The organism is Streptomyces capoamus, from assembly GCF_014654935.1.
Classification (GTDB): domain Bacteria; phylum Actinomycetota; class Actinomycetes; order Streptomycetales; family Streptomycetaceae; genus Streptomyces; species Streptomyces capoamus.
In genome coordinates, this window is record NZ_BNBF01000007.1 from 101,581 (window position 1) to 109,872 (window position 8,292).

Annotated in this window: 10 protein-coding genes; 8 read left to right on the forward strand and 2 right to left on the reverse strand. The window is 73.3% G+C overall.

What is annotated here, in order from left to right; genetic code table 11:
• The 6 genes from IE312_RS39875 to IE312_RS13485 form a co-directional block, all read left to right on the forward strand.
• Nucleotides 1-831, forward strand: an 831-nt coding sequence (locus IE312_RS39875) for an ATP-dependent DNA helicase UvrD2 (protein WP_229899674.1), incomplete at its 5' end; no start/stop codon positions are given.
• A 163-nt stretch (nucleotides 832-994) separates the two neighbouring features.
• Nucleotides 995-1,318 (forward strand): hypothetical protein, encoded by a 324-nt coding sequence (locus IE312_RS13465; RefSeq protein ID WP_189981450.1) that lies wholly within the window; start codon nucleotides 995-997, stop codon nucleotides 1,316-1,318.
• Between the two features lie 174 nt (nucleotides 1,319-1,492).
• Nucleotides 1,493-1,861: a WhiB family transcriptional regulator gene (locus IE312_RS13470; RefSeq protein ID WP_189981452.1), complete on the forward strand. Its 369-nt coding sequence runs from the start codon at nucleotides 1,493-1,495 to the stop codon at nucleotides 1,859-1,861.
• Complete coding sequence (locus IE312_RS13475; RefSeq protein WP_189981453.1) at nucleotides 1,858-2,181, forward strand: putative WhiB-interacting protein; 324 nt, start codon at nucleotides 1,858-1,860, stop codon at nucleotides 2,179-2,181. The genes IE312_RS13470 and IE312_RS13475 overlap by 4 nt, the downstream gene beginning before the upstream one ends.
• A 137-nt stretch (nucleotides 2,182-2,318) precedes the next feature.
• A complete protein-coding gene (locus IE312_RS13480; protein ID WP_189981455.1) occupies nucleotides 2,319-2,531 on the forward strand; it encodes a hypothetical protein in 213 nt (70 codons plus the stop codon).
• 47 nt (nucleotides 2,532-2,578) lie between these two features.
• Nucleotides 2,579-3,106, forward strand: a complete 528-nt coding sequence (locus IE312_RS13485; RefSeq protein ID WP_189981457.1) for a hypothetical protein — start codon at nucleotides 2,579-2,581, stop codon at nucleotides 3,104-3,106.
• A gap of 24 nt (nucleotides 3,107-3,130) precedes the next feature.
• Here the strand turns inward: IE312_RS13485 and IE312_RS13490 are convergent, their stop codons facing one another.
• Both IE312_RS13490 and IE312_RS13495 read right to left on the reverse strand, forming a co-directional pair.
• Nucleotides 3,131-4,531 carry an ABC1 kinase family protein gene (locus tag IE312_RS13490; RefSeq protein WP_189981459.1) on the reverse strand — a complete coding sequence of 467 codons (1,401 nt, stop codon included), beginning with the start codon at nucleotides 4,529-4,531 and terminating at the stop codon, nucleotides 3,131-3,133.
• A complete protein-coding gene (locus tag IE312_RS13495; protein WP_189981461.1) occupies nucleotides 4,524-5,738 on the reverse strand; it encodes a TOMM precursor leader peptide-binding protein in 1,215 nt (404 codons plus the stop codon). The genes IE312_RS13490 and IE312_RS13495 overlap by 8 nt, the downstream gene beginning before the upstream one ends.
• A 261-nt stretch (nucleotides 5,739-5,999) precedes the next feature.
• Here IE312_RS13495 and IE312_RS13500 point away from each other — a divergent pair, with 261 nt between their 5' ends.
• Nucleotides 6,000-6,605, forward strand: coding sequence for a M48 metallopeptidase family protein (locus tag IE312_RS13500; protein WP_189981463.1), 606 nt, complete (start codon nucleotides 6,000-6,002; stop codon nucleotides 6,603-6,605).
• 154 nt (nucleotides 6,606-6,759) lie between these two features.
• Nucleotides 6,760-8,292: TerD family protein (locus IE312_RS13505; protein WP_229899676.1), on the forward strand; the 1,533-nt coding region annotated here is incomplete at its 3' end.

Below are 8,292 nucleotides of genomic sequence, written 5' to 3' on the forward strand. Positions count from 1 at the left end.
GCCGTCAGGGAGCGCTGGGAATCCCTGGCCGCCCTCGTCGCCCTCGCCCACGACCTCGCCGCGGCCCGGCCCCGGGCCACCCTCGCCGACTTCGTGACGGAACTGGAGGAACGGGCAGGCGCCCAGCACGCCCCGACCGTCCAGGGCGTCACCCTCGCCTCCCTGCACGCCGCCAAGGGCCTGGAATGGGACGTCGTCTTCCTCGTCGGCGTCGCCGAGGGCATGCTGCCCATCACCTACGCCCGCACCGACGAGCAGATCGAGGAGGAGCGCCGCCTGCTCTACGTCGGCGTCACCCGCGCCCGCGAACGCCTCCATCTGTCCTGGGCGCTGTCCCGCTCACCCGGCGGACGGCCCAACCGCCGGCCCAGCCGGTTCCTCGACGGGCTGCGCCCCGGCACCACTCCCACCGTCGGCCGCACCGGCGCCGGCGCGGCCGGAGGCGTCGAGCGCGGCACCCCCGCGAGCGCCGCCGGCACCCCACGGCGCCTCCAGCGCACCCCGGCCCGCTGCCGCGTCTGCGGCCGCACGCTCACCGACGCGGGCGAGATGAAACTGATGCGTTGCGCCGACTGCCCCTCGGACATGGACGAGGGACTCTACGAACGGCTCAGGGAGTGGCGCGCGGCCCAGGCGGAGCGCAGCGGGCAGCCGGACTTCTGCGTCTTCACCGACCGGACCCTGATGGCCATCGCCGAGGCGTGCCCGGAGACTCCCGCCGAACTGGCCCGCATCCCCGGCGTCCTCAGCCGCAAGCTGCGCAGTTACGGGGCCGATGTCCTGGCCATCTGCGCAGGCCAGGAGCCCGGCCAGGAGGACGGCGGCGACTGATGCCAACTCGTCGAAAAAATAGTTTGCACATGCCCCGGCAATCCCCATAGGTTCTAGGCACGGAAGCGGCGGCCTTCTCGAAGGCCCGGTTCCGTGTTGTACTTGCACATCCCAACGGACTGGCTCAGCCCAGTCCCAGAGACGCCGAGAGGAGGCGAGTCCAGTGATCAGCATCAACATCAGCTCCACCGTCAGCACGGCCAAACTGACCGATCGCTCGGCCGTCTCCACGTGCATGCTCGGCGCCTCCCACCAGGGCACCGGTCTGTCCGGCATCCGTGCCGTGCGTCCGGCGTCCTCCGTCGCCCTCGCGGGTCTTCCCGTCCGTGAGCGCGACGAGCGACCGACCAAGGCACTGGAAGCGGTAGTGGCACAGGCACACGCCTATGCCTTTGCGGCGGCCGGTGCCGGATTCCGGAATCAGACGACGCAGCACCACCTGATGTGGGCCTTCCGTGGGCCAGAACCCTGGAGTGATCCAGCCTGATCGACGATCAGGCCGGCGCCTTCAGGGCCGCGGAACCCCATCCGGGATCCGCGGCCCTTCTGTTTTCCCCGAACGGGGACGACGGAGCGAAGGGGCCTCGGGACAAGGAAAGAACCCGGTACCACGCCGACACCCGGTCAACCGGCCGGAACGACCAGACGAGGAAGACCGATCGTGCAACTCGAAGCGCACGCCCCGTCCGTACCGCCTTCACAAACGCTCCCCCCGCCCGGCCTCACGGAGGACCCCACCTTGATCCCCCTCACCGCGCTCACCGCGCTCGACGACGCCATCGAGAACCTCGGCGTACCCGTCCCCTGCCGCTCCTACGACCCGGAGGTCTTCTTCGCCGAGTCGCCCGCGGACGTGGAGTACGCCAAGTCCCTCTGCCGCACCTGCCCGCTGATGGAGGCCTGCCTCGCCGGCGCCAAGGAGCGGCGCGAGCCCTGGGGCGTCTGGGGTGGCGAGCTCTTCGTCCAGGGTGTCGTCGTCGCCCGGAAGCGGCCGCGTGGTCGCCCGCGCAAGAACCCGGTCACAGCATGAACACCGCAGGAACGATCGATCGCCCCCTCACGCACGACCCCAAGAAGCAGGCCCCGATGAAGCCGTCCACCACCGAGCCCGCCGGCTCCGCGACCTCAGACTTCACTCCCTCCGGCGCGACCGGAACGCGTCAGAACAGGAACCGCGAGATGCAACTCATGCAAGAAGCCCTGGCTCGTGCGCATATGCACGAGCGACTCCATGACGCCGTACGCGAACGCCGGGCCGTGCGCCTGGCCACCGCCCGGCGGATGCAGCGCCGGGCCGAGCGCGCCTCGCTGCGCGCCCGCCGTGCGCTCGCCATGGCCGTCATGCAGTAAGGAACACACCCGAGCAGCGGTGGCCTCCCCGGACGAGGGAGGCGAAGGCTCCCCGCGGGGGCCGGTCCGGCCGAACGGACCGGCCCCCGCGGTGCGTTGCGCGGGCGATCGGCCGGATGCGGAGTTATCGTCACCGGGTGACGAGTCTTCCCGTCGGAAGTGATCAGGGCGGCTCCACCGCGGAGCGCCACCGCCTGCTGTGTGCCCGCTGCGGCACTCCCGCCGACGGCCCCCCGCCCGTCACCTGGACCTGCTCCGTCGAGAACGGCGTCCGGCAGTACTTCTGCGACGCATGCTCGCGGGAGAACCTGCGGTCCATCGAGGGGCGGCTGGACTCGGCCTGGTGGTGACCACGGGCCGGCACAGGTGCTCGTGCCCGCCCTTCTAGGCTGGCGCCATGGACGACCGGCTCGCTCACGCAGGAAGCGCCTTCATCAATTTCCGGCACTACGCCCCGGATCCGAAGGACCACGGGTACCGGTGGGTCGACATCAAGGAGTTCCACTTCCCCGCGGAAGGTGCCGAATCCGTGGACGGCGGGGAACTGCTTGCCGCGCTGATCGGGCATGAGCAGTTCCGGGACGACTACGCGGGCGGTGGGGTTCTGGCGGAGGGGACCCGGCACGGTCCGTACTGGCTGCGGCTGATCACCCCCCGCCTCTACGAGCCCGTCGGCCAGGAGAAGGCCGTGCGGATCCTGCGCGACTGGGTGGGTCCGCTCGGGGACGCATCCAGCGACCTGGAGGCGGATCTGCGGCGCGAGGTGTTCGACCGCCTGGCCGCAGCCGATGCCGTCCACTGCCTCGGCGAACTCGGCGACGAGGCGATTCACGACTGGGGGCGTGTACACGACTGCTTCCACGAGTTCGTGCTCATCGAACGGTCGGCCGCACGGCTCACCCTCGTCGTGGCGGCCGACGACTGAGCCGGCCGCCTCGCCGCACGGCCCCTACCCCGCGTCGCCCTCGGCCAGGCCCTCCACGCCCCTCTCCTCCTCGGTCAGGTCCTCCTGGGCCTCCTCCGTCACGAAGCCCGGCAGCCACTCCTGCAGTTCCTCGCGCAGCCGTACGGTGGCGCCGAGTTGGCACAGGACACCGATGGTGCTCAGGGTCACCCGGTGTATGAGGAGGTAGGCCGGCGGCAGGTTGAGCTGCTTGCCGAGCTGGTAGGCGGGGGAGCGTGGGTCGGCGATGCGGGCGGCCTGGCCGCGCATCCAGGAGCGGGTGAACGTGAACGCCTCCACCCGGGCCGGTTCGATGATCGGCAGCAGGTAGTCGAGGACCGCGTCGGGGTCGAGGGCGATGGTCTCCTTGACGAAGCCCTCGGCGCGCAGCAGCTCGTAGACCCCCTCGGCCTCGCCGTCCAGCGTCATCCGCAGGGAGACGCCGATCGGGGCCGGCAGGCCGCCGGGGAGGCGGTCGACCGTGCCGAAGTCCAGGACGCCGAGGCGCCAGTCGTCCGCGCCGGCCGGGCCGCCGGGCAGCAGCCGGAAGTTGCCCGGGTGCGGATCGGCGTGCAGCAGGCCGGTGCGGGCGGGCCCCGAGAAGAGGAAGCGGGCCAGGAGCTGGCCGGCCCGGTCGCGCTGCTCCGGGGTGCCGTCCGCGATGATCTCGGACAGCGGGATGCCGTCGATCCACTCGGTCACCAGGACCTGCTCGCACTGGTGCACGACGGCCGGGACGACCACGTCCGGGTCGTCGGTGAACTCCTCCGCGTGCGCGGCCTGGGCCTGGGCCTCCAAACCGTAGTCCAGTTCCTCGGAGACCCGGTCCCTCAACTCCGTGATCAGGGGCTTGATGTCCATGCCCGGGATCAGCGGGCCCAGCAGCCGGGCGAAACGGCTCAGCTGGCCGAGGTCGGACAGGAGCGCCTCGCCGGCTCCCGGGTACTGCACCTTGACCGCCACCTCACGGCCGTCGTGCCACACCGCCCGGTGCACCTGGCCGATCGAGGCCGCGGCGGCCGGCTTGTCCTCGAACTCCTCGAACAGGTCGCGCCAGTCCGCTCCGAGCCGCTCCTCCAGGACGGCGTGCACCGTGCGGGTCGGCATCGGCGGGGCCGCGTCCTGCAGCCGGGTCAGGGCCGCGCGGTAGGGGCCGGCGATCTCCTCCGGCAGCGCCGACTCGAAGACGGACAGCGCCTGCCCGAACTTCATCGCGCCGCCCTTGAGCTCGCCGAGGACCTTGAAGAGCTGCTCGGCCGTGCGCTGCTGCAGCTCGCGGCCGACGATCTCCGCGGACTCGCCCACGATCCGCTTTCCCAGCCCCCAGGTGGCCCGGCCGGCGATGCCGAGCGGGAGCGCGGCGAGCTTGGCGGTACGGGTGACCGCCTTCCGGGGAAGATCAGACATGCGCCCTCCAAGTCCCAGTCGGCCGTGCCGCGACCGCTTCGCGTCGCCGCACCGTCGACGGCCGTTGCACCGCCATTGTCGCGCGCTGCCGCCCGTCGGTTGAGGAGTGCTCCCGATTACCCCGCTGCGCTGCCCCGCAGTCGCACTCCGGATGCGGCCGGACCGGCCGGGCGCACCAGCGCAGACCGGGCAGGGACGCTTCCCAGCGGGTGCCCGCTGCGGACGGTGCACCCCCGTCGAGGAAGGCCAGCGCATGGGCCGCCGCGAGTCCGGCCACCGTCGTGGCCAGGGCCAGGTCGCAGGCCCCGCCCCGGCGGGCCCGCCCGGACTGCCACTGGGCGACCAGCCGGGGCCAGGCCTCGTCGCGGTCCGCGCGGTCCCGGTGCAGACAGCCGGTGCAGCCCGACTCGCCGGGCAGCACGAGCGGGCCGACGACGCCCGTCCCCTCCACGACACCGGCGTACAGGTGAGGAGTGCCGGCGGCCATGAGCGGTGCGGCGGTGAGCGGGTCCGGGGCGTGCACGGCGACGTCGTCCCGGGGCGCGATGACGACCAGGGAGAGGCCGGGGTCCTCGGCGCCGGACCCGGGGGAGTGGGCGTGGCGGGGCGGGCGGTCCGGTGCCGCGCGGCGGACGGCGGCCCGCGCCGCCGTGTCCCGGCGGTCGCCGACCGACTCGGCGGGCAGTCCGCCCGGTGCCACGTCCCACGGCTCGACGCGGCCCGCGTCGCGTACGTCGACCTCGCCGACGCCGGCGCCGGCGAGGACCGAGGCCAGCAGGGCACCGACCCGGCCCGCTCCGTGCACCCGCACCCGCTGGGCGCGCCGGGCCGCGAGCCGGGCCGGTGCGCCACCCGGCTCGGGCGTGAGGAGGGACAGTGCGGCCAGGTCGGGGCGCAGCCGCTCCAGGACGCCGGGTCTGCCGCGCAGCGCGTCCGCGGCCGGCCCGCCGCCGCGCGCGTCGTCGACGAGGCCGGCGCGGGCCAGCCGCTGGACCAGCGCGTCGACCTGGCGTGGCGGTACGCCGGCGCGGCGGCCCTCCTCGCGCAGCAGCGGCAGGCCGCGGGTGCCGTCGAGCAGGTCGAGGAGGCTGCCGGTCGCCGTGTCCACCGGGCCCAGCGTGACGGCGTGCGCCGGGGTCATCCCGAACTGCACGGTATGGAGATCGCGCCAGCCGCGCCGCAGCGCGGGTTTCACCACCGGATGCATCCCTGTCCCCCGTCTCCCTCGGTGTCCGGTGCCGGCGGGAAGCGGTCGCGGTCCGCCGACGCCTGCCAGCATGCCCGGCCCGGGCGCCGGGTGTCGTGAGTTGTCCACAGGCGCGGGATGTTCGTCATACCGGCTAGTTGGGCGAAAGGGTGCAAAACGGATGTACGGATCGGTCCTACGAATCAAACACATGGTGGGGGATCGGCGGCCGGCCGCCCCGGAGCCGCGACTTCGCCCACGGCCACCGGGTAACGTCGGGGCGTGCCCGCCGACCCACTGCACCGCGCCGTCGAACCACAGCGCAGCACGACGAGCCAGCCGCCCGGCGGCCCGCGGGCGAGCGCGATCGAGGTCCGCAGGAGCGCCCGGCGCCGCCGGACGGTCTCCGCGTACCGCGAGGGCGATCGCACCGTCGTGCTGATCCCCGCCCGGATGTCGAAGGCGGAGGAGCAGCGCTGGGTGACCGTCATGCTCGACAAACTCGCCGCCCAGGAGAGCCGGCGGGTGCTGGGCGACGCCGAGCTGGCCGAGCGTGCCGAGCGGCTGTCCGCCCAGTACTTCGACGGCCGGGCCCGGCCCGCGTCGGTGCGCTGGGTGACCAACCAGAACACCCGCTGGGGTTCGTGCACCCCGGCCGAGGGCAGCATCCGGCTCTCGCACCGCCTGCAGGGGATGCCGGAGTACGTCGTGGACTACGTGCTCTGCCACGAGCTGGCGCACCTGCTGGTGCCCGGGCACGGCCCCGGCTTCTGGCGGCTGCTCGAGGCCTACCCGCGCACCGAGCGGGCCCGCGGCTACCTCGAGGGCGTGGTCGCCGCCGCGCGCCTGCCGCACGTGCCCGGCGCGCGGGACGAACAGGAGCCCTGAGCGGCCCGGCCGGGCGGCCCGTGTCCCGGGTCGGCGGCAGGGCGTGGTTGTGTACCGGGTCTGTACCGACACCGGCCCTCCGGGGTCGTCGCCGGGCTTTGCCGTTAGCCTGGCGCGACGCACTCACATTCGGGATGGGGGACGGTCGTAACGCATGGCCAGGGAATTCCAACGCGGCCACAAGGCCAGGATCAGTGACCTCACGGCGGGCACCGATCTGTACGTAGGCGTGCAGATCTCCGCCCCCGGACTGACCTTCGACATCAGCTGCTTCGGTCTGGACGCCGACGAGCGTCTCTCGGACGACCGGTACTTCGTCTTCTTCAACCAGCCGAAGTCCCCGGAGGAGTCCATCCAGCTGCTGGGCGCCCAGGCGGGTGACACGGAGTCGTTCCGGGTCACGCTCGACCGGATCCCCTCGCACATCCGCAAGCTGTCCTTCACGGCGACCCTCGACGGCGCCGGGCAGATGTCCCAGATCGCCCCCGGCTACCTGCGGATCGTGGCGGGCGGCGAAGAGGTCGCACGGTACTCCTTCAGCGGCGCGGAGTTCTCCACCGAGCGGGCCGTGATGCTCGGGGACTTCTACTTCAAGGACGGGTGGCGGTTCGCCGCGGTCGGGCAGGGCTTCGACGGTGGTCTGGACGCGCTGCTGAAGAACTTCGGCGGCGAGGTGCTGGACGAGGAGCCCGCCGCCGCGCAGCAGCCGCAGCCCGGCGCGGCCCCCGGCTTCGCCCCGCCCGCGTTCGGCGCCCCGGCGGCCCCCGCACCTGCGACGGCCCCCGCCCCGGCACCGCAGGGTTTCGCCCCGCCGCCCGGCCACACGCCCCCGCCGCCGGCGCCCGCGCCGAACGTGCACGGCGCACCGACGATCGTCGCCCCCCTCACCCCGCCCGCCGGCGCCACCGTCCCGCCACCGGCCGCCCCGGCCCCCGCGCCCTACGGCCAGCCGCCCCAGCAGCCGTCGTACGGCGGCGGGCCCGGCGCGCCGCTGCCCCCGGGCTACGGCGCGCAGCCCGCCACCTACGGCGTGGCCCAGCCGGCCCCGCCCATGCCCCCGGGCCACGGGCAGGTCCCCGGCCCGCAGACCGCCCCGTACGGAGCGCCGCAGGGCGCCCCGCAGACCGGTGCCGGTGTGACGGCCGCGCTCCAGGCGTTCAAGGAGACGCCGACCGGGCAGCGCTGGACGCAGCAGAACAAGAAGCTGATCCGCGTCGACCTCGGCGTCGGCGGCCAGCCGGTGCTGGCCAAGCAGGGCAGCATGGTGCTCTACCAGGGCAAGGTCGACTTCAGCTACAAGGGCGCCGGGTTCGCGGGACGCATCGTCGGCAACGCCACCGGCCAGGAGATGCAGCTGATGCGCTGCACCGGCCAGGGCCAGGTGTTCCTCGCGGAGAACTCCACCCACCTGCACCCGGTGGAACTGCAGGGCGACGCGATCTGCGTGTCCGCCGAGAACGTCCTCGCCTTCGACGAGAGCCTGCAGTACGAGGTGCGCCGCGTCGAAGGCCACGGCATCCCGGGCGGCGCGCTGTTCACCATGCAGTTCCAGGGCACCGGCACGATCGTGGTCAAGACGCACGGCACACCCGTGGTGCTGCCGGTCACGCCGACCACGTTCGCCGACTGCAACGCCGTCGTCGCCTGGTCGGCCGCCTCCCAGGTGATCGTCTCCAGCCAGGTCCGC